This is a genomic window from Streptomyces sp. NPDC056580, from assembly GCF_042793175.1.
In the GTDB taxonomy this organism is placed as follows: Bacteria; Actinomycetota; Actinomycetes; order Streptomycetales; family Streptomycetaceae; genus Streptomyces.
The window spans coordinates 222,308-244,348 of the sequence record NZ_JBHTVE010000001.1; the positions used below are offsets into that span (position 1 = coordinate 222,308).

24 protein-coding genes are annotated in these 22,041 nt (G+C 73.3%); 12 read left to right on the top strand and 12 right to left on the bottom strand.

Translation table 11 applies throughout. The features are described from left to right. Positions 1 to 138 precede the first annotated feature (138 nt). A complete protein-coding gene (locus tag ACFQ9Z_RS01070; protein WP_383009275.1) occupies positions 139 to 318 on the bottom strand; it encodes a hypothetical protein in 180 nt (59 codons plus the stop codon). Between the two features lie 211 nt (positions 319 to 529). On the opposite strand from ACFQ9Z_RS01070, the gene ACFQ9Z_RS01075 reads away from it, so the two are divergent. The 3 genes from ACFQ9Z_RS01075 to ACFQ9Z_RS01085 all read left to right on the top strand — a co-directional run bounded on the left by ACFQ9Z_RS01075 (position 530) and on the right by ACFQ9Z_RS01085 (position 3,365). Further along, positions 530 to 1,150, top strand: a complete 621-nt coding sequence (locus tag ACFQ9Z_RS01075) for an L-threonylcarbamoyladenylate synthase (RefSeq protein ID WP_383009277.1) — start codon at positions 530 to 532, stop codon at positions 1,148 to 1,150. 108 nt (positions 1,151 to 1,258) lie between these two features. Further along, complete coding sequence (locus ACFQ9Z_RS01080) at positions 1,259 to 2,014, top strand: dienelactone hydrolase family protein (RefSeq protein WP_383009279.1); 756 nt, start codon at positions 1,259 to 1,261, stop codon at positions 2,012 to 2,014. A 205-nt stretch (positions 2,015 to 2,219) separates the two neighbouring features. Further along, a complete protein-coding gene (locus ACFQ9Z_RS01085) occupies positions 2,220 to 3,365 on the top strand; it encodes a glycoside hydrolase family 64 protein (protein WP_383010279.1) in 1,146 nt (381 codons plus the stop codon). Positions 3,366 to 3,425: 60 nt separating this feature from the next. On the opposite strand, the gene ACFQ9Z_RS01090 is transcribed toward ACFQ9Z_RS01085, so the two are convergent. Then, a complete protein-coding gene (locus tag ACFQ9Z_RS01090; protein ID WP_383009281.1) occupies positions 3,426 to 5,816 on the bottom strand; it encodes a M4 family metallopeptidase in 2,391 nt (796 codons plus the stop codon). 380 nt (positions 5,817 to 6,196) lie between these two features. Here ACFQ9Z_RS01090 and ACFQ9Z_RS01095 point away from each other — a divergent pair, with 380 nt between their 5' ends. Further along, on the top strand, positions 6,197 to 7,699 hold the full coding sequence (locus ACFQ9Z_RS01095; RefSeq protein WP_383009283.1) for a metallophosphoesterase family protein: 1,503 nt from the start codon (positions 6,197 to 6,199) through the stop codon (positions 7,697 to 7,699). 40 nt (positions 7,700 to 7,739) lie between these two features. Here ACFQ9Z_RS01095 and ACFQ9Z_RS01100 read toward each other — a convergent pair whose 3' ends face one another. Both ACFQ9Z_RS01100 and ACFQ9Z_RS01105 read right to left on the bottom strand, forming a co-directional pair. Next, positions 7,740 to 8,723, bottom strand: coding sequence for a TauD/TfdA dioxygenase family protein (locus ACFQ9Z_RS01100; RefSeq protein ID WP_383009285.1), 984 nt, complete (start codon positions 8,721 to 8,723; stop codon positions 7,740 to 7,742). A gap of 142 nt (positions 8,724 to 8,865) precedes the next feature. Further along, entirely contained in the window at positions 8,866 to 9,123 is a 258-nt protein-coding gene (locus tag ACFQ9Z_RS01105) for a hypothetical protein (RefSeq protein WP_383009286.1), read from the bottom strand. Positions 9,124 to 9,178: 55 nt separating this feature from the next. Here ACFQ9Z_RS01105 and ACFQ9Z_RS01110 point away from each other — a divergent pair, with 55 nt between their 5' ends. Continuing rightward, a complete protein-coding gene (locus tag ACFQ9Z_RS01110; RefSeq protein WP_383010281.1) occupies positions 9,179 to 9,712 on the top strand; it encodes a DNA polymerase ligase N-terminal domain-containing protein in 534 nt (177 codons plus the stop codon). Between the two features lie 94 nt (positions 9,713 to 9,806). Beyond that, positions 9,807 to 10,241, top strand: coding sequence for a cupin domain-containing protein (locus ACFQ9Z_RS01115; protein WP_383009288.1), 435 nt, complete (start codon positions 9,807 to 9,809; stop codon positions 10,239 to 10,241). Here ACFQ9Z_RS01115 and ACFQ9Z_RS01120 read toward each other — a convergent pair whose 3' ends face one another. Genes ACFQ9Z_RS01120 through ACFQ9Z_RS01130 form a run of 3 tightly spaced genes read right to left on the bottom strand, consistent with a single transcriptional unit; the run spans position 10,242 to position 13,477 of the window. Then, a complete protein-coding gene (locus ACFQ9Z_RS01120) occupies positions 10,242 to 12,578 on the bottom strand; it encodes a SpoIIE family protein phosphatase (protein ID WP_383009290.1) in 2,337 nt (778 codons plus the stop codon). A gap of 54 nt (positions 12,579 to 12,632) precedes the next feature. After that, positions 12,633 to 13,100 carry a peroxiredoxin gene (locus tag ACFQ9Z_RS01125; protein WP_383009292.1) on the bottom strand — a complete coding sequence of 156 codons (468 nt, stop codon included), beginning with the start codon at positions 13,098 to 13,100 and terminating at the stop codon, positions 12,633 to 12,635. Continuing rightward, entirely contained in the window at positions 13,097 to 13,477 is a 381-nt protein-coding gene (locus ACFQ9Z_RS01130) for a hypothetical protein (protein WP_383009294.1), read from the bottom strand. The genes ACFQ9Z_RS01125 and ACFQ9Z_RS01130 overlap by 4 nt, the downstream gene beginning before the upstream one ends. Before the next feature lie 118 nt (positions 13,478 to 13,595). On the opposite strand from ACFQ9Z_RS01130, the gene ACFQ9Z_RS01135 reads away from it, so the two are divergent. The 4 genes from ACFQ9Z_RS01135 (at position 13,596) to hemC (ending at position 16,819) form a co-directional block, all read left to right on the top strand. After that, on the top strand, positions 13,596 to 13,838 hold the full coding sequence (locus ACFQ9Z_RS01135; RefSeq protein ID WP_383009296.1) for a hypothetical protein: 243 nt from the start codon (positions 13,596 to 13,598) through the stop codon (positions 13,836 to 13,838). Between the two features lie 122 nt (positions 13,839 to 13,960). Further along, a complete protein-coding gene (locus ACFQ9Z_RS01140; protein ID WP_383010283.1) occupies positions 13,961 to 14,914 on the top strand; it encodes an ATP-dependent DNA ligase in 954 nt (317 codons plus the stop codon). A 112-nt stretch (positions 14,915 to 15,026) separates the two neighbouring features. Beyond that, on the top strand, positions 15,027 to 15,797 hold the full coding sequence (locus ACFQ9Z_RS01145) for an NPP1 family protein (protein WP_383009298.1): 771 nt from the start codon (positions 15,027 to 15,029) through the stop codon (positions 15,795 to 15,797). An 86-nt stretch (positions 15,798 to 15,883) separates the two neighbouring features. After that, positions 15,884 to 16,819 carry a hydroxymethylbilane synthase gene (gene hemC / locus ACFQ9Z_RS01150; RefSeq protein WP_383009300.1) on the top strand — a complete coding sequence of 312 codons (936 nt, stop codon included), beginning with the start codon at positions 15,884 to 15,886 and terminating at the stop codon, positions 16,817 to 16,819. 6 nt (positions 16,820 to 16,825) lie between these two features. Here hemC and ACFQ9Z_RS01155 read toward each other — a convergent pair whose 3' ends face one another. From ACFQ9Z_RS01155 to ACFQ9Z_RS01170, 4 genes are all read right to left on the bottom strand, one after another. Beyond that, positions 16,826 to 17,350 (bottom strand): hypothetical protein, encoded by a 525-nt coding sequence (locus ACFQ9Z_RS01155; RefSeq protein ID WP_383009302.1) that lies wholly within the window; start codon positions 17,348 to 17,350, stop codon positions 16,826 to 16,828. 229 nt (positions 17,351 to 17,579) lie between these two features. Continuing rightward, the gene (locus tag ACFQ9Z_RS01160) at positions 17,580 to 18,425 is read right to left on the bottom strand and encodes an ABC transporter permease (RefSeq protein WP_383009304.1); all 846 of its coding nucleotides are present in this window, start codon (positions 18,423 to 18,425) and stop codon (positions 17,580 to 17,582) included. Beyond that, positions 18,385 to 19,230: an ABC transporter ATP-binding protein gene (locus ACFQ9Z_RS01165; protein ID WP_383009306.1), complete on the bottom strand. Its 846-nt coding sequence runs from the start codon at positions 19,228 to 19,230 to the stop codon at positions 18,385 to 18,387. Before ACFQ9Z_RS01165 ends, ACFQ9Z_RS01160 begins: the two co-directional genes overlap by 41 nt. Continuing rightward, complete coding sequence (locus ACFQ9Z_RS01170) at positions 19,227 to 19,679, bottom strand: MarR family winged helix-turn-helix transcriptional regulator (protein WP_383009308.1); 453 nt, start codon at positions 19,677 to 19,679, stop codon at positions 19,227 to 19,229. Before ACFQ9Z_RS01170 ends, ACFQ9Z_RS01165 begins: the two co-directional genes overlap by 4 nt. A gap of 249 nt (positions 19,680 to 19,928) precedes the next feature. On the opposite strand from ACFQ9Z_RS01170, the gene ACFQ9Z_RS01175 reads away from it, so the two are divergent. Then, positions 19,929 to 20,723 (top strand): RNA polymerase sigma factor SigF, encoded by a 795-nt coding sequence (locus tag ACFQ9Z_RS01175; protein WP_383009310.1) that lies wholly within the window; start codon positions 19,929 to 19,931, stop codon positions 20,721 to 20,723. Positions 20,724 to 20,726: 3 nt separating this feature from the next. Here the strand turns inward: ACFQ9Z_RS01175 and ACFQ9Z_RS01180 are convergent, their stop codons facing one another. Then, positions 20,727 to 21,077 (bottom strand): ANTAR domain-containing protein, encoded by a 351-nt coding sequence (locus tag ACFQ9Z_RS01180; protein ID WP_383009312.1) that lies wholly within the window; start codon positions 21,075 to 21,077, stop codon positions 20,727 to 20,729. Positions 21,078 to 21,204: 127 nt separating this feature from the next. Between ACFQ9Z_RS01180 and ACFQ9Z_RS01185 the strand changes: the two genes are divergently transcribed. Then, a complete protein-coding gene (locus ACFQ9Z_RS01185) occupies positions 21,205 to 22,014 on the top strand; it encodes a VOC family protein (protein ID WP_383009314.1) in 810 nt (269 codons plus the stop codon). Positions 22,015 to 22,041 lie beyond the last annotated feature (27 nt).

Below are 22,041 nucleotides of genomic sequence, written 5' to 3' on the forward strand. Positions count from 1 at the left end.
CGGTCCGGGGGGGATGGACCGCCGGCGGAGGCGCCGCAGCCCGGTGGCGGGGGGAGGCCCCGGGCGGCTCTTCCCTCGCATGCCCCCTGATTCGGGTCCTACACCCGGCGATTTCTGCGGACTTCAGGCGCGGGCCGGTCAGTCGCCGGCCGGGGTCCGGCCGGCGCCGCCGGCGGCCCGTGACGGACGCATCCCGGCCGCCGCGAGGAGGGCGCCCAGCAGGCAGAGCACACCGGTGACCGCGGCGGACGTGTGCAGCCCGTTCGTGAACGCCCGCTCGCTGCCCGTCACCACGGCCGCCCGCAGCGTCTCCGGCATGCCGCCGGAGACGGGGCGACGCCCATCGCCACGGCGTCCTCGGCCCCGGCCTGCTTCCCGGCGAGGGCCTGCGGAACACCGGCGCCGGCCGGCTCGGCGCGGAGCGTGGCGCCCACCCGGGCGCTGGTGGCGGAGACCAGCACGGAGGTGCCGCGGCGGGTGCGGCCCGGCCGCGTCCGCGGCATCCGGGCAGGGGCATTAAGCTCGGCGGATGGCGAAGTACTTCGACGTGCACCCCGAGAACCCGCAGCCGCGCAGCATCGGCCAGATCGTCGGCGCGGTGCGCTCGGGGGCGCTCATCGCATACCCGACCGACTCCTGCTACGCGCTGGGCTGCCAGATCGGCAGCCGGGACGGCATGGAGCGGATCCGTTCGATCCGCCACCTGGACGACCGGCACCACTTCACGCTGATGTGCAGGGACTTCGCGCAGCTCGGCCAGTTCGTGCGCGTCGACAACGACGTGTTCCGGGCGATCAAGGCGTCGACCCCAGGCAGTTACACCTTCATCCTCCCGGCCACCCGCGAGGTGCCGCGCAAGCTGCTGCACCCGAAGAAGAAGACGGTGGGCGTGCGCATCCCCGACCACGTGGTCACCCAGGCCCTGCTGGCCGAGCTGGGCGAGCCGCTGCTGTCCAGCACCCTGCTGCTGCCGGACGAGGAGGAGCCGCTGACCCAGGGCTGGGAGATCAAGGACCGGCTCGACCACGTGGTGGACGCGGTGGTCGACTCCGGGGAGTGCGGCACCGAGCCGACCACGGTGGTGGACTTCTCCGGCGGTGAGGCCGAGATCGTCCGGCGGGGCGCGGGGGACACCTCACGCTTCGAGTGACGGCAGGGCCGGCGCGGCCGGGTGGATCATGCGTGGCAGCATGAGGCGCGCACGCGTGGCCGGCGGGCACCGGTGTCCCCCGGCCGATCCACCGGGAGGCTCCACACCATGACCGACGTACAGGGAACCGACGTCGACATCCCCACCGCCGACGGCGTCGCGGACGCCTATCTCGCCCATCCCGCCGACGGCCGGCCGCGGCCCGGGGTCCTCCTCTACCAGGACGCGTACGGGCTGCGCCCCTGGCTGCGCTCGATGGCCGACCGGCTCGCGGCCGCGGGCTACACGGTGCTGGTGCCCAACGTCTTCTACCGGCACGGCCGCACCCCGATCGGAGAGGTCCCGGAGTTCATCGACACCGCGGCCGATCCGACCATCTGGGAGCGCATCGGCCCGGTGATGGCCTCCCTCACCCCGGACCGTACCCGGCGGGACGCGGACGCCTACCTGGACTGGCTCGCCGCCAGTCCGCTGGTCGCCGACGGCCCGGTGGCACTGACGGGCTACTGCATGGGCGCGCGGCTGGCCCTGCGGACCGCGGCCACCCACCCCGACCGGGTCGCGGCGGCGGCCGGCTTCCACGGCGGGCGGCTCGCCACCGACGCCCCCGACAGTCCGCACCTCGGCGCCGGACACATCACGGCCGAGCTGTACTTCGGCCACGCCGACCAGGACCGGTCCATGCCCGAGGAGCAGATCCGGCGCCTGACGGACGCGCTCACCGCCGCCGGCGTACGGCACACCTCCGAGGTCTACCCGGGCGCCGGCCACGGCTACACGCAGGCGGACACCACCGCCTACGACCGGGAGGCCGACGAGCGGCACTGGGCCGCCCTGCTCGCCCTGCTGAAGCGCGCCTTCTGAGGCTCCCGGCGGCGTCCGCCCCGGCGCGGACGCCCCGGCGGATCCTGTTCAACTCATTGACATGCACGCGATCGACCGCAACTCTGAGAGCGCTCTCAGAACAGGTACGGACCAAGCCCGTGCCACCCCGACCCCACACGGAGGTGGAGAGTTGCTCCCCGGTTACACGCGTCCCGTGCTGCCCCTGGCGGCCGCGGCGGCCCTGATGGGCGGTGTGCTCGTGCTGGGCACGCCGGACCCCGCCGGCGCCGCCGTCGCGGACACCATCCCCCTGAAGATCACGAACAACTCGGGCCGTTCCGGACCCGTGTACGTGTACGACCTCGGCACCCAGCTCTCCTCGGGACGGCAGGGCTGGGCCGACGAGAGCGGCGCGTTCCACGCCTGGCCCGCCGGCGGCAACCCGCCGACCCCGGCGCCGGACGCGGCGATCACCGGCCCGGCGGCGGGACAGTCGAAGACCATCCGGATACCCAAGTTCTCCGGGCGGATCTACTTCTCCTACGGCCAGAAGCTCGACTTCCGGCTGACCACCGGCGGCCTGGTGCAGCCGGCCGTGCAGAACCCCTCCGACCCGAACCGCGACATCCTGTTCAACTGGTCGGAGTACACGCTGAACGACTCCGGCCTGTGGCTCAACAGCACCCAGGTGGACATGTTCTCGGCGCCGTACGCGGTCGGCGTGCAGCGCGCGGACGGCAGCGTGAGCACCACCGGCCACCTGAAGGCCGGCGGCTACAACGCGGTGTTCAACGCGCTGCGCGGCCAGTCGGGCGGCTGGTCCGGCCTGGTGCAGACCCGCTCCGACGGCACCGTGCTGCGCGCGCTCTCCCCGCTGTACGGGGTGGAGACCGGGGCCCTGCCGGCGAACGTGATGGACGACTACGTCAACCGGGTGTGGCAGAAGTACTCGGCGTCGACGCTGACCGTCACGCCCTTCACCGACCAGCCGAACACCAAGTACTTCGGCCGGGTGTCGGGCAACGTCATGAACTTCACCAACTCCTCCGGCGCTGTGGTCACCAGCTTCCAGAAGCCGGACGCCTCCAGCATCTTCGGCTGCCACAAGCTGCTGGACGCGCCCAACGACCAGGTGCGCGGCCCCATCTCCCGCACGCTGTGCGCCGGTTTCAACCGCTCCACGCTGCTGAGCAACCCCAGCCAGCCGGACACCTCGGCGGCGAACTTCTACCAGGACGGCGTGACCAACCAGTACGCGCGCGCCGTCCACGCCCAGATGGCCGACGGCAAGGCGTACGCGTTCGCCTTCGACGACGTCGGCAACCAGGAGTCCCTGGTGCACGACGGGAGTCCGCAGCAGGCGTACCTGACGCTGGATCCGCTGAGCTGACGCGGGACGGTCCCGCACCCCGGAGCTGCTCCGGGGTGCGGGACCGCTGCGTGCTTGTGATCAGCCGGTCGTCAGGGCGGTGTCGTCCACGACGAAGCTGGTCTGCAGGGAGGAGTCCTCGACGCCGTTGAACTTCAGCGTGACCGTCTGGCCGGCCAGCGAGGACAGGTCGAAGGACTTCTGGCTGTACCCGGAGGCAGCGTTGGCGTTCGAGTAGGTGGCCAGGGTCTTCGAACCGGCGGTCACCGTCAGCTTGTCGTACGCGGTGGTGCCGCTCTCCGCGGTGTCGATGTGCAGGTAGAAGGTCAGAGTCGCCTTGCAGCCCGCGGGGATCGTCACCGACTGGGACACGGTGTCGGTGTGCGAGGTGCCGTAGCCGTCGAGCCAGGCCTTGTACGAGCCGCCGTGCGCCGCCTCACCGGTGTCGTTGGTGATGGCGCCGCTCGTCGCCGTCCAGCCGGTGCTGCCCGACTCGAAGCCCGGGTTGGCCAGCAGCTGGGACGAGGAGCAGCCGCCGCCGGTGGTGCTGACCGTCCAGCCGAAGGTCGCCGTGCCGGTCGCGCCGGTGGAGTCCTTCACCGTCACCGTGGTGCTGGAGGTGCCGGCGGTGGTGGGCGTGCCGGAGATCAGACCGGTCGAGCTGTTGATCGACAGGCCGGCCGGCAGACCGGTGGCGCTGTAGGTGAGGGCGCCGCTGTTGGTGCTGCTCGCCTGGATCTGCAGGCTGACCGCGGTGCCGACGGTGGCGCTCTGGCTGCCCGGGTTGGTGACCGTCACACCGCTGCTCGGCGGGTTGATGTGGCTGCCGACGTTGATGCCGGCGAAGGCGTTGCCCACCCCGGCGTACTCGGCGGAGTTGGTGCCGTACAGCGAGGCGGCCGCGTTCAGGGCGGCGGTGCGGGCGCCGGCGTAGTTGGTGCTCGACGTCATGTACGTGGTCAGCGCCTTGTACCAGATCTGCAGCGCCTTGGCGCGGCCGATGCCGGCGACGGCGACGCCGTCCGAGGTCGGGCTGTTGTAGGTGACGCCGTTGATGACCTTGCTGCCGCTGCCCTCGGACAGCAGGTAGAACATGTGGTTCGCGGGGCCCGAGGAGTAGTGCACGTCCAGGTTGCCGACGCCGGAGTACCAGCTGTCGGCGGAGCCGCCGTCCTTGCTGGGCTTGTCCATGTAGCGCAGCGGGGTGCCGTCGCCGTTGATGTTGATCTTCTCGCCGATGAGGTAGTCGCCGACGTCGGTGGAGTTGTTCGCGTAGAACTCCACGCCCGTGCCGAAGATGTCGGAGGTCGCCTCGTTCAGGCCGCCGGACTCGCCGCTGTAGTTGAGGCCCGCGGTGTTGGAGGTGACACCGTGGCTCATCTCGTGGCCGGCCACGTCCAGCGACGTCAGCGCGTGGGTGTTGGACGTGCCGTCGCCGTAGGTCATGCAGAAGCAGCTGTCGTCCCAGAAGGCGTTGACGTAGCCGCTGCTGTAGTGGACCCGGCTGTAGGCGGCGACACCGTCGTTGCGGATGCCGCTGCGGCCGAAGGTGTTCTTGTAGAAGTCCCAGGTCTCCTGGGCGCCGTAGGCGGCGTCGGCGCCGGCGGTCTGGGTGTTGGAGCCCGAGCCGGTGCCCCAGACGTCGTCCGAGTCCGTCATCAGGGTGCCGGTGCCGGACGTCCCGCCGTTGAGGGAGTAGGTCTTGTGGCCACCGCGCGTGGTGTCGTAGAGCTGGTACGTCGAGCCGGACAGCGTGGTGCTGAGGCTGACCGAGCCGCTGTACTGGGTGTTGCCGGTACCGGTCTCGATGGCCTGGTAGCGGTTCAGCTCCTTGCCGGTGGCGGCGTCCGTGATGACGTGCAGCCGGCTGGGCGTGCCGTCGTCCTGGAGGCCGCTGACCACCGTCTCCCAGGCGAGCTTCGGGGTGCCGTCGCCGGCCCAGATCACCTTGCGGGCGCTGTCGGTGGCGGGCTGCTTGGCGTCGAGGGCCTTCGCGGCCTTGAGGGCCTTGGTCTCGGCGGCGGACTTGGCGAAGGTCGCGGTGGTGGAGGCGACCTTGACCGTGCGCTTGTTGTTGAAGGTGGTGCTCACCGTGCCCTTGGCCACGGAGGCCGGCGGGGTGTGCACCACGAGGTCGCCGCCGAGGACGGGCAGCCCGGCGTAGGTCCGCTCGTAACGGGTGTGGACGGTGCCGTCGTTGTCCTTGACGACGTCCTTGACGACCAGCTTCTCCTTGGCGCCGAGGCCGAGGGAGCGGGCGGTCGAGGCGGTCTTCTGCTGGGCGCTCCTGATCAGCGCCGCGTGCTGGGCCGGGGAGAGCTTCGCCTCCAGACCGCCGGTGCGCAGGTGGCCGGCGTGGGGCGCGGAGGGCTTGGCGGCGGCCGGCACCGACTGGATGCCGACGGCGAGGAAGGCCGCGGTGGAGACCAGTGCGGCTCCGGCCAAGGCCCGTCTGTGGGGAAGACGACTCACTCGATTTCCTCCTGCTGCGGCCGCCGGGTAGCGGCCGGTGAAGACCCGGGCAGACGGGTGTGCTGTCCGGGACGAGCTCAACTGTGTGGGGAGCATGGAGCGTTCACGCGGATCCGACTGCGTGCTGGGGGAGAATGACAGCCTTGACTCGCGCATGTCAGCAGCGGCAGAGGCAATTCGAGGGTTTTCCCTACCCTGACCCCTGCGACGGCAGGGCGGGACGGATGCTCCTGCCGCGCCGGGCCGGCGCATGGTTCGGCGCAGGGCACGGTCGACGCGGCCGCGGCGGCACCGGACGACGAAGTGCTGTGATTTTACCAGCACTTGACGCCGGGGCCCACCCTCCGGCCATGCACGGGGCCGTTGTTACGGTGCACCGCGTGTCTGAATCCTCACGCGATACCGCCCGGGGCGCCGGCTGGGGCCCGTCCGAACCCGGCGTCTACCGGCGGCTGATGCCCGGCCGTGTGCAGAAGCTGTCCTGGCTCGACCCGAGGGTCCTGTGGGCCGCCCGCAACGGGGTGCTCGCGTCGTGGTTCGGCGACCCGACCGGCCGCACCCGCAGCCGCCTGGTGGCCGAGCAGGAGGCGGCCGGGGCGCCCGCGGACAAGGTGGTGCGGCGGGACGTGCCGGACCACTTCTCCTTCATGGTCGTCGGGGACACCGGCGAGGGCGGCGCCTCCCAGTACGCCACCGTCCCCGGTCTGCTCGAAGCCGGCCGGGACACGGAGTTCGCGGTGATCGCGAGCGACGTCATCTACCCCGTCGGCAGCGCCGACGACTACGGCGCCAAGTTCTTCCGGCCGTACAAGGACTATCCCGCACCCGTCTACGCGGTACCGGGCAACCACGACTGGTACGAGGACCTCGGCGCGTTCATGCGGGTCTTCTGCGCCGACGCTCCCCCGCTGCCGCCCGCACCCCGGCCCCGCCCGCTCACCCGTGCCTGGTGGCGCACCCTGCTCTGGCACCGGGCCCGCCCGGGGGACGGCCGGCGTCTGGCCGAGGCGAGGGCGCTGCGGTCGGCGCCGGGACAGCGGGCCGTGCAGCCGGGGCCGTACTGGGCGATCGACGCCGGGCCGGTGCGGATCGTCGGCATCGACACCGGGCTGCTGGGCACGATCGACGCCGAGCAGGGCGCGTGGCTGCGGGAGGTGTCCCGGGGGCCGCAGCGCAAGATCCTGATCACCGGCTCCCCGCTGTACGTGGACGGCGAGCACCACCCGTGCGCCATCGAGGGCGGCGGCACGGTCGACGACGTCGTGCGCGACCCGGAGCACCACTACGTGGCCGCGATCGGCGGTGACATCCACAACTACCAGCGCTATCCGGTCGACGTGGACGGCCGCACCGTCCAGTACGTGGTCTCGGGCGGCGGTGGCGCGTTCATGCACGCCACGCACACCATCCCCCGGGTGTCCGTGGCGAACGTCACCGAGCGGGAGTTCCGCTGCTATCCCCTGCGCGGTGACTCGCTCGCCTTCTACAGCGGGGTGTACGCCCGGCGGCTGCGGCTGCGCCGCTTCTTCACCCTCACCGAGGACCAGGCGACCGCGGTCGTGGCCGAGCGGCTCGGCATCGAGCCCACCCGGGCGCCCGGCCCGGACACCCGGCTCACCCGGCGGATGCGGCTGGTCGCGAGTCTGCTGGGCGCGGGGCGCCGCCCCGACCGCACCGCCCGGTTCCGGCTGCCCGTGCGCAAGCTCTACACCCAGCTCTTCTCGCCGGGTTCGGTCACCTACGACCCGCCGTTCTTCAAGTCCTTCCTGCGCCTGGACGTCACCCCGGAGGCGGTGCGGCTGCGCTGCTTCGCCGCCACCGGCAACCGCGCCCAGGAACTGGATCCGCCGGTCGAGGACGAGGTCACGATCCCGCTGACGTGAGCGACGGCGGCCGGCGCCCGCCGGACGGCCGGCCCCCGGCTCACCAGCGGCCCGCCTCCGTACCGGTGACCGGCTCCGAGGGCCTGCCGTCCACGCCCACCGGGACGTCGCCCGCGAGCATCACCCGGTGCATGATCCGGGGGAAGCCGAGATGGGCGCTGTCGCTCGGCGCCAGGTGCATGGTGGCCCGGTTGTCCCAGAAGGCGACGCTCCCGGGCTCCCAGCGGAAGCGGACCGTGTACTCGGGGCGCGCCGCCTGCTCGAGCAGCATCTCCAGCAGGGCCGCGCTCTCCGGCCGGGACACCCCGGCGATCTGCTCCAGGTAGTAGCCGTTGACGTACAGCACCCGCTCCCCCGTCTCCGGGTGCACCCGCACCAGCGGGTGGACGGAGGCGACCTGATGGTCCAGCAGGTGGCGCAGGTAGGCGTCGTCGCCGGGCCGCGGCTGGTAGCCGACGCCGAGCCGGTGCTCGGCGCGCAGCCCGTCCACGAAGGCGCGTACCGGTGCCGAGAGCCCGGCGTAGGCGGCGGCCAGATTGGCCCAGGTGGTGTCGCCGCCGTACGGCGGCACGGTCTCGGCGCGCAGGACGGTCGCGGCCGGCGGGTCGACACGGGCGCCGTGGTCGCAGTGCCAGCCGCGCAGCAGGCTGTGCCGGCGCCGCCGCAGCCACTCCTCGTGCTCCATGCCGAAGCGCCCGCCCAGCTCCAGCCGGTCGGCGGTGGTCTCCACCTCGGGGAAGCCCGCCGGGGAGGCGCTGCCCCGCCGGCCGAGGACGACCGGCTCGCCGAACCGGCGGGCGAAGGCCACGTGTGCGGCGTGGTCCAGTTCCTGCCCCCGGAAGAACACCACCTTCCAGCGCAGCACCGCCGCCCGGATCGAGGCGACCGCCGCGTCGTCCAGCGGACCGGCGAGATCGACGCCGGTGATCTCCGCGCCGATGTGCCCGGCGACCGGGCGCACCCGCACGTCCCCGGTGCGCTCCTCCTGCCCGGTGTGCTCCGCCGTGGGCCTGTGTGTCGTCATGCGCGCTCCGTTGGTCGTCCGAACCGGCTCCACGACCGATCGTGACACCCGGGCCCCGTCCGCCGCGAGCGGCCCGCGCCGCCGGTTCGGCCGGGCCGGTCCACCGGGCTCCCCCGCGAACGGCCGTTCGTCCCTCCCCGGGCTACGGCTCCTCGGCGGGTGCCCGCGCCGCGTCCGAGCGGGGCGCGGCCAGGCTGCCGAGGATGTCCAGCAGCTCGGCGCTGCGGCTGCCGGGCTCGGCGTGGAAGACCACCAGGGTGAGTCCGCCGGTGCCGTCCGCCGTCAGCTTCTCCGAGTGCAGGTCCAGGTCGCCGACCTGCGGGTGCCGGGCGCGCCGGACGCAGGGTGGAGGGGAGCCGCCGGACGGGCGGCTCGTCGAACGGTACGAGAGGCACGACATGACCGCACGGCTCGGCGGCACGGTAACCCCCGCGGACGGTCCGACCCTGACCCGGATGGGCGACGCGGGCGAGCGGCCGCGTTTCGTGGTGCAGATCCACGACGCGCGCCGCATGCACTTCGACTTCCGGCTCCAGGTGGGGGACGTGCTGAAGTCGTGGTCGGTTCCCAAGGGGCCGTCGACTGACCCCGGGGACAGACGGCTGGCCGTGCCCACCGAGGACCATCCGCTGGAGTACGAGGACTTCGAGGGCGTGATCCCGAAGGGCGAGTACGGCGGGGGCACGGTGATCGTGTGGCAGCACGGCACGTACGAGCCGCTCAGCCACGACCGCCGGGAGCGTCCGCTGGACTTCGCCGAGTCGCTGGAGCGCGGGCATGCCACGTTCCGGCTGAACGGGGCCAAGCTGCGCGGCGAGTGGGCCCTCACCCGGTTCCGCGGCGGCCCGGACGAGGAGGAGTCCTGGCTGCTGGTGCGCAAGGGCCCCGCGCGGCCGGACGGGCACGGCACCCCCGACCCGCGGCGGGCCCGCTCGGTGCGCACCGGACGCACCCTGGCCCAGGTCGCAGCCGACGCCGGCGGGACGTGACCGATTGACCGGATCACCTGGTTCCGCCCCCAACACCCGGCTGGTGCCTCTAGGTTCGCGGTCGGCAACCGCTCGCGACCCTGGAGGCTCCCGCATGCGCAATGTACTTCGCACCGCCCTCGTCGGCGTGGTGACCGCCGCCGCGTTCCTCACCTGCGGCACCGCGGGGGCCACCCCGCCGGGCCCCGGGGTGACGGCCCGGACGCTCGCCCGGACGACGGTCGGCGGCACCGACTACACCCTGCGCGAGATCACCGTCCCGCCCGGCCAGGGCACCGGCTGGCACTACCACGACGGTCCGCTGTACGGCGTGGTGAAGCAGGGCACCCTCAGCCACTTCGACTCCGGCTGCGCCTCTGACGGCGTGTACCGCAAGGGCTCGGCGATCCAGGAGCCGGCCGGTCCGGGCCACGTCCACATAGGCCGCAACCTCGGCACCACCCCGGTCGTCCTCGAGGTGCTCTACGTGCTGCCGCACGACGCCCCGTTCTCCGAGGACGCGCCGAACCCGGGCTGCTCCTTCGGGTGATCAGCCGGCGGGCAGCGGCTGCTGCGCCCAGATGGTCTTGCCGCTGCCCGTCTGCCTGCTGCCCCAGCGCTGGGTGAGCTGGGCGACCAGCAGCAGTCCGCGGCCGCCCTCGTCGTAGGCGTGCGCCCGGCGCAGGTGCGGCGAGGTGGAACTGGCGTCGGACACCTCGCAGATGAGCGCGCCGTCCCGGATCAGCCGGAGCAGGACCGGCGGATCGCCGTAGCGGATGGCGTTGGTGACCAGCTCGCTGACGACGAGCTCGGTGACGAACGCGATCTCCTCCAGGCCCCAGGCCGTCAGCCGTTCGGTGGCCGCCTGCCGGAAGGCGGCCACCGCTGCCGGGTCGGACGGGACGTCCCAGGTGGCCACCCGGTCGGCGCCCAGGGCGCGGGTGCGGACCAGGAGCAGGGCGACGTCGTCGGTGGGCTGCTCGGGCATCACCGCCTTGAGGACGTCGTCGCCGAGGGCCTCTAGGGAGCCTGCCGGTGCGCCGAGGGCGCGGCGCAGTTCCTCGGTGGCGCGGTCCACGTCCCGGTCGCGGTCCTCGACCAGCCCGTCGGTGTAGAGGGCGACGACCGATCCCTCGGGGAGTTCCAGTTCCGTCGCCTCGAAGGGCAGCCCGCCGACCCCGAGGGGCGGTCCGGCGCTCATGGGCACGAACTCGGCGGCGCCGCCCGGCAGGATGACGGCCGGGGCCGGGTGGCCGGCCGCGGCCAGGCTGAGCCGGCGGGAGACGGGGTCGTAGACGGCGTAGAGGCAGGTGGCGCCGAGCTCGGCGGCCTCCTCGCCGGTGCCGCCGGTGGCCAGATGGCTGACCAGGTCGTCCAGATGGGTGAGCAGCTCGTCCGGGGGCAGGTCGACGTCGGCCAGGGTCCGCACCGCCGTGCGCAGCCGGCCCATGGTCGCGGAGGACTGGATGCCGTGGCCGACGACGTCGCCGACGACCAGCCCCACCCGGCTGCCGGAGAGCGGGATCACGTCGAACCAGTCGCCGCCGATGCCGGCCAGCGATCCGCACGGCAGATACCGGTGGGCCACCTCGACCGCGGCCTGCCCCGGCAGCCCGCTCGGCAGCAGGCTGTGCTGGAGGGCGTGGGCGGTGTCGCGCTCGCGGGCGAAGCGGCGGGCGTTGTCGACGCAGACGGCTGCCCGGCTGGCGAGCTCCTCGGCGAAGACGGCGTCGTCGGGGCCGTAGGCGTCCGGGTGGTACTTGCGCACGCAGACCGCGGCGCCGAGGGTGATGCCCCGGGCGCGCAGCGGCACCGCGATCATCGAGTGCACGCCCTCGCGGTGGCGACGGCCCTCCGGGGAGCGCGCGTCGCGGTCCGCGAGCCACTGGTCGAACGCCGCCTCGCCGGCCTGGGCCAGTACCGCCCGGCCCTCGCGGAGGGCGACGGCCGGCGGGGTCGACGGCCGGTACTCCTCCGACTCTCCCGGCTTCAGCGCCGCGTCCCGGTTGCCCTCGACGACCGAGCGGTGGGCGACGCGCCGCAGTTCGGTGGCGCTCGCGGGGGCCGCCGGCGGCTCGTCCGCGCCGAGGACCCAGTCCAGCAGGTCGACGGTGGCGAAGTCGGCGTACTGCGGGACCAGGAGCTCGATCAGTTCCTCGGCGGTGCGGACCACGTCCAGCGTGGTGCCGATGCGGGTGGCGGCCTCGTTGAGCAGGGCGAGGCGGCGCCGGGCCCAGTACTGCTCGCTGCTGTCGAAGGCGGCCAGGGCCACCGCGGTCGGCGTGCCCGACACGTCGCGCAAGGGCCACATCTCGATGCTCAGGGCGTGCGCGCCGGGCACGGCGGAGGCGGCGGTGAAGCTTTCGTACCGGACCGGCCGGCCGGTCTCGGCCACCTCGCGCAGGTGGCGCAGGAAGCCCCGGGCGTGCTCGCCGTCCTCCGCCGTGTCCCCGTAGAAGCGGCCGACCAGAGACTCCTCGGGGGTCCCCATCAGCCGGCAGGCGTTGGCGTTGACGTACAGGTAGCGCTGTTCGAGGTCGAGGACGGACATCGCCACGGAGGCCTGCCGGAAGGCTTCGCCGACCAGCACCGGGCCCTCCGGGGACCGACCCGCGGTGATCACGTGCCCGGCCGGCGCGCCGTCGGGACCCAGGATCCGGCAGACGGTCACGGCCACCTCGACCGGGTGACCCTCGCGGTGGCGCAGGGTGACGGTGCCGGCCCCGGCGGCGAGGACGCCGCCGGGCGGTTCCCCGGCGAGCAGCTCGGCCACCGGCCGGCCGACGACCTCGTCCGCCGCACGGCCCGTGAGCAGCCGCGCGCCCTGGCTCCACCCGGTCACCCTGCCCTGGGCGTCGATGACCACAGCGGCCGCGACTCGCTCCATATGCCCCAGGATGATCCGAATGCTCCGGTCCATCAAGCGCGGCAGCGGCCCGGCTCAGCCCCCGGTGGTCCGCAGCACCGCCAGGGCCCGGTCGGCGTGGGTGTTCATGCGCAGTTCGCTGCGCACCACCTCCAGGACCGTGCGGTCCGTGCCGATCACGAAGGTGACCCGCTTGGTCGGCGCGAGGGCGAAGCCCCGGCGCACCCCGAACCTCTCGCGCACCGCGCCGTCGGCGTCCGACAGCAGCGGCATGCCGAGGGTGTGCCGGCCGGCGAACTCCTGCTGGCGTTCGACGCTGTCGCCGCTGATTCCGACCGGGCGGGCGCCGACGGCCGCGAACTCGGCGGCGAGATCGCGGAAGTGGCAGGCCTCGACGGTGCAGCCGGGCGTCAGGGCCGCGGGGTAGAAGAACAGCACGACCGGGCCCTCCGCCAGCAGTTCGCCGAGGCTGCGCAGAGCGCCGGTCTCGTCCGGCAGCGCGAAGTCCTCGACCTTGTCGCCCACCTCGACACGTCCGGTCACGCCCGTCCCTCCCCGTTCCGGGCCACGCCACGGGCCCACAGCACCAGGGGCACCTGCAGCGGCAGCCGGGCCAGGGCCGCGTTGCGCTGCGGCGCGGGCCGGTGCCGCCAGTCGACGGCCATCTTCACGTTGGCGGGGAACACCCCGACGAAGAAGGCGGCGGCGGCCCTGGCGGCCAGGGGGCGCGTCCGGCGCGTGGCGACACCGACCGCCAGGGCCAGCTCCACGGCCCCGCTGCCGTACGTCCAGGCCCGGGGCGAGCCGGGCAGCGCCCGGGGGACGAGGTGGTCGAACTGGCGGGGCGCGGCGAAGTGGGCGACCCCCGCGGCGGCCAGCAGGCCGGCGAGCAGCAGGGGCGAGCGTTCGGACCGGGGCACGGTTCCTCCTCTGGTGACCTGCCGCCGGATATTACTCGACAGTAGTCACCGTCGGGGCCGCTTCGGGCGAGCGGGGCGATCGCGTCGCCCGCGCGCCGCACGAAGTCCCGACACGCTGATGCGGTCCACCGGCGCCTCGGTGGCCGGCGCGGGTGCCGGTGTGGCCCTCGCCCAGATGACGACCAGCCTCGGCGGCCGCGCGCTGCCGTGCGGGAACGGCTCCAAGGTCGTCCTGGCGCTCGGCGCGGGCTCCGCCGTCCTGGCCTTCCTGCTCGCCGCCTTCCTGCCCCGCCACCGCCCGGCGGACCCGGTGGCGGCCCCGGCGGCCACCGGGGCGCCGTCGGCCGAGCCGGTCTGCTGAGGACGGCACCCGCCGGCCCCGCTACCCGTTCAGGGGAACCGGGGCCGGAAGGCGCGTGAGGGCGGCCGCGGCGGTCGACACCTTCAGCCGTGAACGCCGTGACCCTGCCGCTCGTCGCGCCCATGCTCGCCGTCCCCGGCCCGCTGCCGCCCGCGGCCCAGGACGAGCGGTGGGCGTACGAGACCAAGCAGGACGGCCAGCGGGTGATGGTCTACCTGCCCGGCGACGGCAGCATCGTGCTGCGCGCCCGCTCCGGCGAGGACATCACCGGCGCCTACCCCGAACTCAGGCCGCTCGGCGCCGCCCTGGGCGGCACGCCCGCGGTGCTGGACGGCGAGGTGCTGGCCCTGGACGAACTGGGCCGCTCCGACTTCCAGTTGCTGCAGAGCCGGATGGGCCTCGCGCACTCCCCCGCCCGGGCGGCCCGGCGCGCCGCCCAGGTGCCGGTCCACCTGGTGCTGTTCGACGTCCCGCACCTCGAACGGCCCCTGCTCCGGCTGCCCTACACCCGGCGGCGGGCGCGGCTGGTGGAGCTGGGCCTGACCGGTGCCCACTGGTCGACGCCGGCCGCGGTGACCGGGCACGGCGCCCAGGCCCTGCGGGCGACCCGGGAGCACGGCCTCGAGGGCCTGGTGTGCAAGCGGCTCGACTCGGTGTACGAGCCGGGGGTGCGCTCCCGCTCCTGGATCAAGATCCGGAACATGCGCAGCGAGGACGTGATCATCGGCGGCTGGCTGCCCGGCAGGGGACGGCTGACCGGGCTGCCCGGCGCCGTGCTCGTCGGCCAGCGCGCCGGCGGCCGGCTGCGCTACGTCGGCGGGGTGGGCACCGGCTGGAGCGAGGCGGAGCGGGCGGAGCTGGCCGGGCGCCTGCGGGCCGTGGCGAGCGCCCGGTGCCCCTTCTACCCCGTACCGCGTGTCGCGGGCGCCCACTGGGTGCTGCCCCGGCTGGTCGGCGAGGTCAGCTACAGCACCCGCACCCGGGCCGGGATGCTGCGCCAGCCCTCGTGGCAGCGGCTGCGCCCCGACCTGACCGCCGAGCAGTCGTCGGCGGACCTGCCGGAGGACTTCGGCTAGACGCCCCTGTTCCACGGCCCTTCACCTCTGTGACGCCTGTGCCCCCTTGGCAGCGCCGCGTGCGGCCGGGATGCTGAACTCCCCTGCCCCCCACCGCAGTTGGAGGTCCCCTATGCCCTTGTCGCGCATCCGTACCCGGCGCTGGCTCGGCACGCTGGCCGGCGCAGCGGCGCTCGTCGTGGCCTTCCCCTCCGCCGCCTTCGCCGCGCCGCCCGCGGCGCTGCCCCGCAACGCCGAGGCCGCCGAACTGGCGTACCAGCCGGCCTTCGACTACGACACCGACGGCTGCTACCCGACGCCCGCCATCGGGCCGGACGGCACGGTCAACGGCGGTCTCAAGCCGACGGGCGCGCTCAACGGCAACTGCCACGACGCCTCCGACCTGGACAACACCAACAGCTACTCGCGCTTCAAGTGCAACAACGGCTGGTGCGGCTACCTCTACGGCCTGTACTTCGAGAAGGACCAGGCGCTGGCCGGCACCAGCATCGGCGGGCACCGGCACGACTGGGAGCACGTGGTGGTGTGGGTGCAGGACGGGCAGGTGCGGTACGTGTCGACGTCCAACCACGGCTCGTTCACCGTGCACCCGGTCTCCGAGGTCCGCTTCGACGGCGGCCACCCCAAGGTCGTCTACCACAAGGACGGCATCGGCACGCACTGCTTCCGGCTGGCCAACTCCAACGACGAGCCGCCCGAGAACCACAAGCACACCTGGCAGTACCCACCGCTGGTCGGCTGGGACGGCTATCCGGCGGGACTGCGCGAGAAGCTCAGCGCCTATGACTTCGGCAGCGCCAACTTCGGCCTGAAGGACGCGAGTTTCACCTCCCACCTGGCTTCGGCGAAGCCCTCCGGCATCCCCTTCGACCCGAACGCCTGACGCGTCGCGGCCGTCACGGCCGGCTCCCGGCCGTCCCCCCGGGGCGGCGTCGGACGAGGCGTCCGTGAGGGTCTATGGTGTCCACCATGTCCGTGCCCGAGTTGATCCGTATCGTCTCCCGCGACTCGCCGATGGCCCTCGCGCAGGTCGAGCGCGTACGCGCCGAGCTGGGCGTACTGCATCCGGGGGTGCGCACCGAGGTGGTCCCGGTGAAGACCACCGGTGACAAGTGGCTCGGCGACCTGTCCAGGGTCGAGGGCAAGGGCGCGTTCACGAAGGAGGTGGACGCGGCCCTGCTGGCCGGGGAGGCGGACCTCGCGGTGCACTGCGTCAAGGACGTGCCCGCCGACCGGCCGCTGCCCGCGGGCACGGTGTTCGCCGCGTTCCTGAAGCGCGACGACATCCGGGACGCGCTGGTCCACCCGGGCGGCCTCACCCTGGACGAGCTGCCCGAGGGCACCCGGATCGGCACCTCGGCGGTGCGCCGGGTGGCCCAGCTCGCCGCGTCGCACCCGCACCTGGAGTGCGTGCCGTTCCGCGGCAACGCCAACCGCCGGCTGGCCAAGCTGGCCGGCGGTGAGGCGGACGCGCTGCTGCTGGCGGTGTCCGGTCTGGAGCGGATCGGCCGCCAGGACGTGATCAGCGAGGTGCTGTCGACGGAGACGATGATGCCGCCGATCGGCGCGGGCGTCCTCGCCCTGCAGTGCCGCGAGGGCGACACCGAGCTGATCGACGCGGTCAGCGCTCTCGGCGATCCGGACACGCACCGGGAGGCCACGGCCGAACGGATGTTCCTGCACGTGCTGCAGGGCCACTGCAACAGCCCGATCGCCGGCTACGCGCGCGTGGACCGCGGCGGTGAACTGTCGTTGCGCGCCTGTGTGTTCACCCCGGACGGCAAGACCCGGCTGAACGCCCACGAGTGGGCCGGCCGGCTGGACGCGGCCACGCTCGGCACCTCGGTCGCGGTGTCGCTGCTGCGGCAGGGGGCGCGGGAGATCATCGACGGCATCCCGCACTGACCCGGCTCAGGCGCCGCCGGGCTCCGTCTGCTCCTTGAGGAAGGCGCTCACCTGGTGGGCCAGGCTGCTCTGCCCGCCGGCCGCCGGGGCGGCGGGCGCGCTGCCCTCCAGCACGCCGATGCCGCCCGCCCACAGCCGGCGCTCGGTCCACTCCTCGTCCACCCGGAGCTGCACCTGGACGTCCACGTGCGTCAGGGAGGCCTCGGGACCGGCCGCGTAGAGCACGGCGGTGGCCCGGCGCAGCGGATAGACGTCGAAGCCCTCGATGAACTGGGAGTTGCGCCAGTCGATGAAGGCGCCCTCGCCGTCCGGGCCGACCCGGACGTCGATCTGGCCGTCCTCGAGGTGGATGCCGTAGTGCCGCGGGCCGCGGTTCTCGACCGTCACCCGGACACTGAAGTACGTCAGCCCCGCGGCGGCGTCGTCGCGTCCGCGCGGCGGCTCGGCCGCTTCCAGGCGGTGGACGCGGACCCGCAGACCGGCATGCTCGTCGTACTCCTGCCAGTCCCCGACCACGTTCGGCTCGTACACAATGCCCCTCTCCACCTTTCGAGAGCTGCTGTCTATCTGTGTGCCGAGCGCACTGTCAAATGAGCGGAATGCGCTGTGGCCAGCGGGTTCGCCCGCTTTGATCGGTGATCAAGCGCTGCCCAGGAGAAATCCCTCCGGCGGGGTCCCGGGCGGGGTCCGGACGCGTGCCGCACATCACGTCCGCGGGCGGGACCGGAGGGCCGGGGGCGCCGGGCGGTCCGCGGAAGGCTCAGCGGGCCAGCCGGCCCAGGAGCGAGGAGGCCGCGGCGATGCCGAGCGCGGCGGCCGCGGCGAGGACGCCGAAGTCGGCGGCGAGGTGCGCGGGCGTGCCGAGCAGCAGGCCGCGCAGCGCGTCGACCTGGTAGCTGAGCGGGTTGACCTTGCTGACGGCCTGGAGCCAGCCGGGCATCACGGAGACCGGGTAGAGGGCGTTGGAGCCGAAGAACAACGGCATGGTGATCGCCTGCCCGATGCCCATCAGCCGGTCGCGGTTGAGCACGACGCCCGCGATGGTCATCGACAGGCAGGAGAAGAAGACGGCGGCCAGGACCACGGCGCAGGCCACTCCGAGCAGCTTCAGCGGGTTCCAGGTGAGGGCGACCCCGAGGACGGCCGCGATGACGACGACCACGACGGCCTGGACGAGCGACTTCACCCCGGCCGCGAACGCCTTGCCGGTGACCAGCGCCGAGCGCGGGGTCGGCGTGACGAGCAGCTTGTTCAGGATGCCCGCGTCCCGCTCCCAGATGATCTGGATGCCGTAGAAGATGGCGATGAACATCGCCGACTGGGCGATGATGCCGGGCGCGAGGTAGTCGATGTAGGGGATGCCGCCGGTCGGGATCGCCCGGATGCGGGTGAAGGTCTGACCGAAGATCAGCAGCCACAGGGCGGGCTGCACCGCCCGGGTGTACAGCTCGGTGCGGTCGTGCCGCAGCTTCTGCAGCTCGACGGCGCACATCGCGCCGACCCGGGCGGGCAGCAGCCGCCAGCCCGGGCGCGGCCGGGGCGGCGTGAGCAGCGGGTCCGTGCCGTCAGCCGACGCGGCGCGCGGTGCGGCGGGTGCTCCGGACATCGCGGAAACCTCCTCCGGAGTGGTCGTCGAGGCCACTGCCGGCGACGTCCCGGAAGACGTCCTCCAGCGTGGGCAGGGTGTCCGCGCCCTCACGTTCGGCGAGGCCCCGGCGCAGCTCCGCCGGGGTGCCCAGGGCGCGGACGCGGCCGCGGTGCATCAGTCCGACCCGGTCGCAGTACTGGTCGGCCTCGTCCATGTAGTGGGTGGTGACCAGGACGGTCATCCCGGTGGCGGCGCGGACGGCGTTGATGTGCTCCCAGACGCCGGTGCGGGCGATCGGGTCCAGGCCGATGGTGGGCTCGTCCAGGATCAGCAGCCGGGGCGCGCTGACCAGGGCCTGGGCGAGTTCGAGACGGCGGATCATGCCGCCGGAGTAGGTGCCGGCGAGGCGGTCGGCGGCGTCGGCGAGGCCGACGGCGGACAGGGCCCGGCCGACGCGTCCGGCGCGTTCGCGGCGCGGCACGTCGAAGACCCGGGCGAACAGGGCGACGTTCTCCCGTCCGGTGAGCCCGCTGTCGGCGGAGAGCTGCTGGGGGACGTAGCCGAGCAGGCGGCGTACCGCCATGCGCTCCCGGGCGGCGTCGCGCCCGAACACCCGGACCGTGCCGGCCGGAACGGGCAGCAGCGTGGTGACGCAGCGGATGGCGGTCGTCTTGCCGGCGCCGTTGGGGCCGAGCAGCCCGAACACCTCGCCCTGGTGGACGGCCAGGTCGAGTCCGTCGACCGCGCGGTTGTCCCCGAAGGCGTATCCGAGACCCGTGCAGGTGACGGCCTCGACGGGGGCGGCTGGGGTGTCGCCGGTCATGTCTCCTCGGCCTCCTCGTGCAGGGTCGCGGCGAGTTCGCGCAGCGCCGGGAGCGCCGCGCGCAGGGCGTCCCGGTCGGCTTCGCCGAGCCGGGCCACGTGCCGGCCCACCAGTTCGGCCCGGCGGTGCCGCCAGTCCCGCAGCCGCCGCACGGCGGCCTCGGTGAGCAGCAGGCGGGCGGCCCGCCGGTCGGCGGGGTCGGTCTCGCGGATCAGATAGCCGTCGCGTACGAGGTGGTTGACCAGGGTCGACACGGAGTTTCCGGCGAGATGCAGCGCCCTGGCGGCGTCCGAGACCCCGATGCCGGGCCGGCCCTCGACCAGTCGCAGCAGCTCCACCTCGGCGCCGCGCAGCCGGGGCCCGGTGAGACCGCCGCGCAGCCGGCGCCGGATCAGCCGCTGGATCCGCACGAGCGTGTCGGCCAGCTCCTCGGAGAGTTCGGCTTCCACGTCTCGGAGATTACCTCTGTCACAGAGGTAATGAGCCCCATGGAGCGGTCAAGAAAGAGTCCGCATGAGACACTGAATGTCCTATTTGTTTTGATATGACCGACCGAGGGAATGCGTACTGAGTGCTTCGGACAGGAGGCACGTCCGTGGGAGCCGGCTGCGGCCGGGCGCCCCGGTGTCCCTTCCAGCAGCCGAGCGCGCCCTCCCACGGTGTCTGTCGATCAGCACCTGATGAGAGAGGTGCGCGCGATGCCTGTCACTGGCAGCAGCACCAGGCCTCACCCCCACGACGACGCCCCCGACACGGGCAGGTCGTTCCAGCGGCTCGCGGGTCTGCCCGAGGGCCCCGAACGGCAGTCGCTGCGCGACGAACTGGTCCGGCTCTGGCTCCCCATGGCCGAGCGGATCGCCGTGCGGTTCCGCGGCCGCGGGGAGTCCCTCGAGGACCTCTACCAGGTGGCCGCACTCGGCCTGGTCAAGGCCGTCGACCACTTCGACCCGGACCGTGGCCGGGCCTTCGAGGCGTACGCGGTCCCCACCATCACCGGCGAGATCAAGCGCCACTTCCGCGACCACATGTGGACCCTGCACGTGCCGCGCCGGGTGCAGGACCTGCGCAACCGGGTGCGCGGCGCCGTCAAGGAACTCGCCCAGACCACGCCCGGCCGGGCGCCGACGGTCGCCGAGATCGCCGCCCACACGCGGCTCAGCGAGGACGAGGTGCGCACCGGCATGGAGGCGCTGGAGTGCTTCTCCGCGCTCTCCCTGGACGCCGAGGTGGCCGGCACGGAGGGTTACGCGCTCGGGGACTCCCTGGGCGCCCCGGACCCCGGCTTCGACCTCGTCATCGACCGCGCCGCGGTGAAGCCGTGCATCGAGGCACTGCCCGAACGCGAGCGCACCATCCTCTACCTGCGGTTCTTCGCCGGGATGACGCAGAGCCGGATCGCCGAGCAGCTCGGCATATCGCAGATGCACGTCTCGCGGCTGCTGAGCGGCTGCTTCGACCGGCTGCGCGAGGAACTGCTCGCCGAGGCGGGCTGAGGGTCAGCCCTGCCCGGTCCGCGGCCCCTGCGCCGGCCCGGGCTCCGGTCCCATGCCCGGTACCTGGGTGGGCCCGTAGCGGTCCAGGGACTCCTCCAGCGCCGCGCCGATGTCGGCGGGGATCTCGCCCCGGCGGCCCCAGATCAGGATCAGCTCCGCCACGTTGCGCAGCTTGATGTTGGTGTGCTGGGAGACGTCCTTCAGCACCTCCCAGCCCCGGTCCGGGGTCACCCTGCCGAACGCGACCATCATCCCGATGGCCTGGTCGACGACCGCGTGGGAGGCCATGGCTTCCTTGAGCTGGCCGACCTCGGCCTCCAACTCGAGGATCCGGTCCGCGTCGCTGTGCGTCATGCCTCCATCGTGTCACCCGCCTGGACGATCGGCACCGGGGTACTCGACGCGCACATGAGGCCCTTCCGGTTGGACACTGGTGCGTGAGCGGTGGCCGCCGGGCCCCGAGACTCAGGACGCGACAGCCATGAACGATGACAAGCCTGCCGGCGGTGGCACGAGGACGCGCGAGGCCCTCTCCACGCACTCCGTCTTCGGCGCCCCGTGCTGGGTGAGCCTGACCAGCCGCGACCTGGGAGCGACCCAGGAGTTCTACTCGGCCCTGCTGGGCTGGCGGTGGCGCGGCGCCAAGCTCGGCGAGCACTTCCGCATCGCCCTGGCCAACGGGGTGCCGGTGGCGGGGATCGCCGCGGTCGCCTCGATGTGGCAGATGGCGGTTGCCTGGACGCCGTACTTCGCGGTGCCGGACGCGGACGTGGCCGTCGCCCGGGCCCGGGAGCGCGGCGGCACGACGGCGGTCGGGCCGCTGTCGTTCCCGCCGGGACGGGCGGCGCTGCTCGCCGACCGCGACGGCGCCACCTTCGGCATCTGGCAGGGCGAGCTGGTCGGCAACTGGGAGGCGTGGCGCCGGGCGGCTCCGACCTTCATCCGGCTGCACACCCGCAACGCCTTCGACTCGGCGATCTTCTACGGCGAGATCCTCGGCTGGGCGTCCGGCACGTCGGGCTGCTGCGAGGTGGAGTACGAGGGCGGCGAGGTGGTGCTGCGCTTCCGGGGCGACGTGGTGGCGCGCATCGACTCGGGCGCGGTGGAGGCGGCCCCGGACCCGTCCCTGCGGCCGCACTGGCAGATCCACTTCGCGGTGGACGACGTGACGGGCTGCGCCCGCACCGCGGAGAAGCACGGCGGCAGCGTGCTCAGCGAGGACGAGCAGGAGGCGGTCCTGCGCGACCCGGACGGCGCCCAGTTCACGGTGACCTCCCGCTATCCGCGCTGACCCGCCCGACCGTTTCGAGGCGCCCGC

Bases quoted from the DNA above. Each gene is read 5' to 3' on its own strand.
- ACFQ9Z_RS01070 (WP_383009275.1), bottom strand. From the start codon at position 318: ATGCCGGAGACGCTGCGGGCGGCCGTGGTGACGGGCAGCGAGCGGGCG.
- ACFQ9Z_RS01075 (WP_383009277.1), top strand. From the start codon at position 530: ATGGCGAAGTACTTCGACGTGCACCCCGAGAACCCGCAGCCGCGCAGC.
- ACFQ9Z_RS01080 (WP_383009279.1), top strand. From the start codon at position 1,259: ATGACCGACGTACAGGGAACCGACGTCGACATCCCCACCGCCGACGGC.
- ACFQ9Z_RS01085 (WP_383010279.1), top strand. From the start codon at position 2,220: ATGGGCGGTGTGCTCGTGCTGGGCACGCCGGACCCCGCCGGCGCCGCC.
- ACFQ9Z_RS01100 (WP_383009285.1), bottom strand. From the start codon at position 8,723: ATGACGACACACAGGCCCACGGCGGAGCACACCGGGCAGGAGGAGCGC.
- ACFQ9Z_RS01105 (WP_383009286.1), bottom strand. From the start codon at position 9,123: ATGTCGTGCCTCTCGTACCGTTCGACGAGCCGCCCGTCCGGCGGCTCC.
- ACFQ9Z_RS01110 (WP_383010281.1), top strand. From the start codon at position 9,179: ATGGGCGACGCGGGCGAGCGGCCGCGTTTCGTGGTGCAGATCCACGAC.
- ACFQ9Z_RS01115 (WP_383009288.1), top strand. From the start codon at position 9,807: ATGCGCAATGTACTTCGCACCGCCCTCGTCGGCGTGGTGACCGCCGCC.
- ACFQ9Z_RS01120 (WP_383009290.1), bottom strand. From the start codon at position 12,578: ATGGAGCGAGTCGCGGCCGCTGTGGTCATCGACGCCCAGGGCAGGGTG.
- ACFQ9Z_RS01135 (WP_383009296.1), top strand. From the start codon at position 13,596: ATGCGGTCCACCGGCGCCTCGGTGGCCGGCGCGGGTGCCGGTGTGGCC.
- ACFQ9Z_RS01140 (WP_383010283.1), top strand. From the start codon at position 13,961: ATGCTCGCCGTCCCCGGCCCGCTGCCGCCCGCGGCCCAGGACGAGCGG.
- ACFQ9Z_RS01145 (WP_383009298.1), top strand. From the start codon at position 15,027: ATGCCCTTGTCGCGCATCCGTACCCGGCGCTGGCTCGGCACGCTGGCC.
- hemC (WP_383009300.1), top strand. From the start codon at position 15,884: ATGTCCGTGCCCGAGTTGATCCGTATCGTCTCCCGCGACTCGCCGATG.
- ACFQ9Z_RS01160 (WP_383009304.1), bottom strand. From the start codon at position 18,425: ATGTCCGGAGCACCCGCCGCACCGCGCGCCGCGTCGGCTGACGGCACG.
- ACFQ9Z_RS01165 (WP_383009306.1), bottom strand. From the start codon at position 19,230: ATGACCGGCGACACCCCAGCCGCCCCCGTCGAGGCCGTCACCTGCACG.
- ACFQ9Z_RS01175 (WP_383009310.1), top strand. From the start codon at position 19,929: ATGCCTGTCACTGGCAGCAGCACCAGGCCTCACCCCCACGACGACGCC.
- ACFQ9Z_RS01180 (WP_383009312.1), bottom strand. From the start codon at position 21,077: ATGACGCACAGCGACGCGGACCGGATCCTCGAGTTGGAGGCCGAGGTC.
- ACFQ9Z_RS01185 (WP_383009314.1), top strand. From the start codon at position 21,205: ATGAACGATGACAAGCCTGCCGGCGGTGGCACGAGGACGCGCGAGGCC.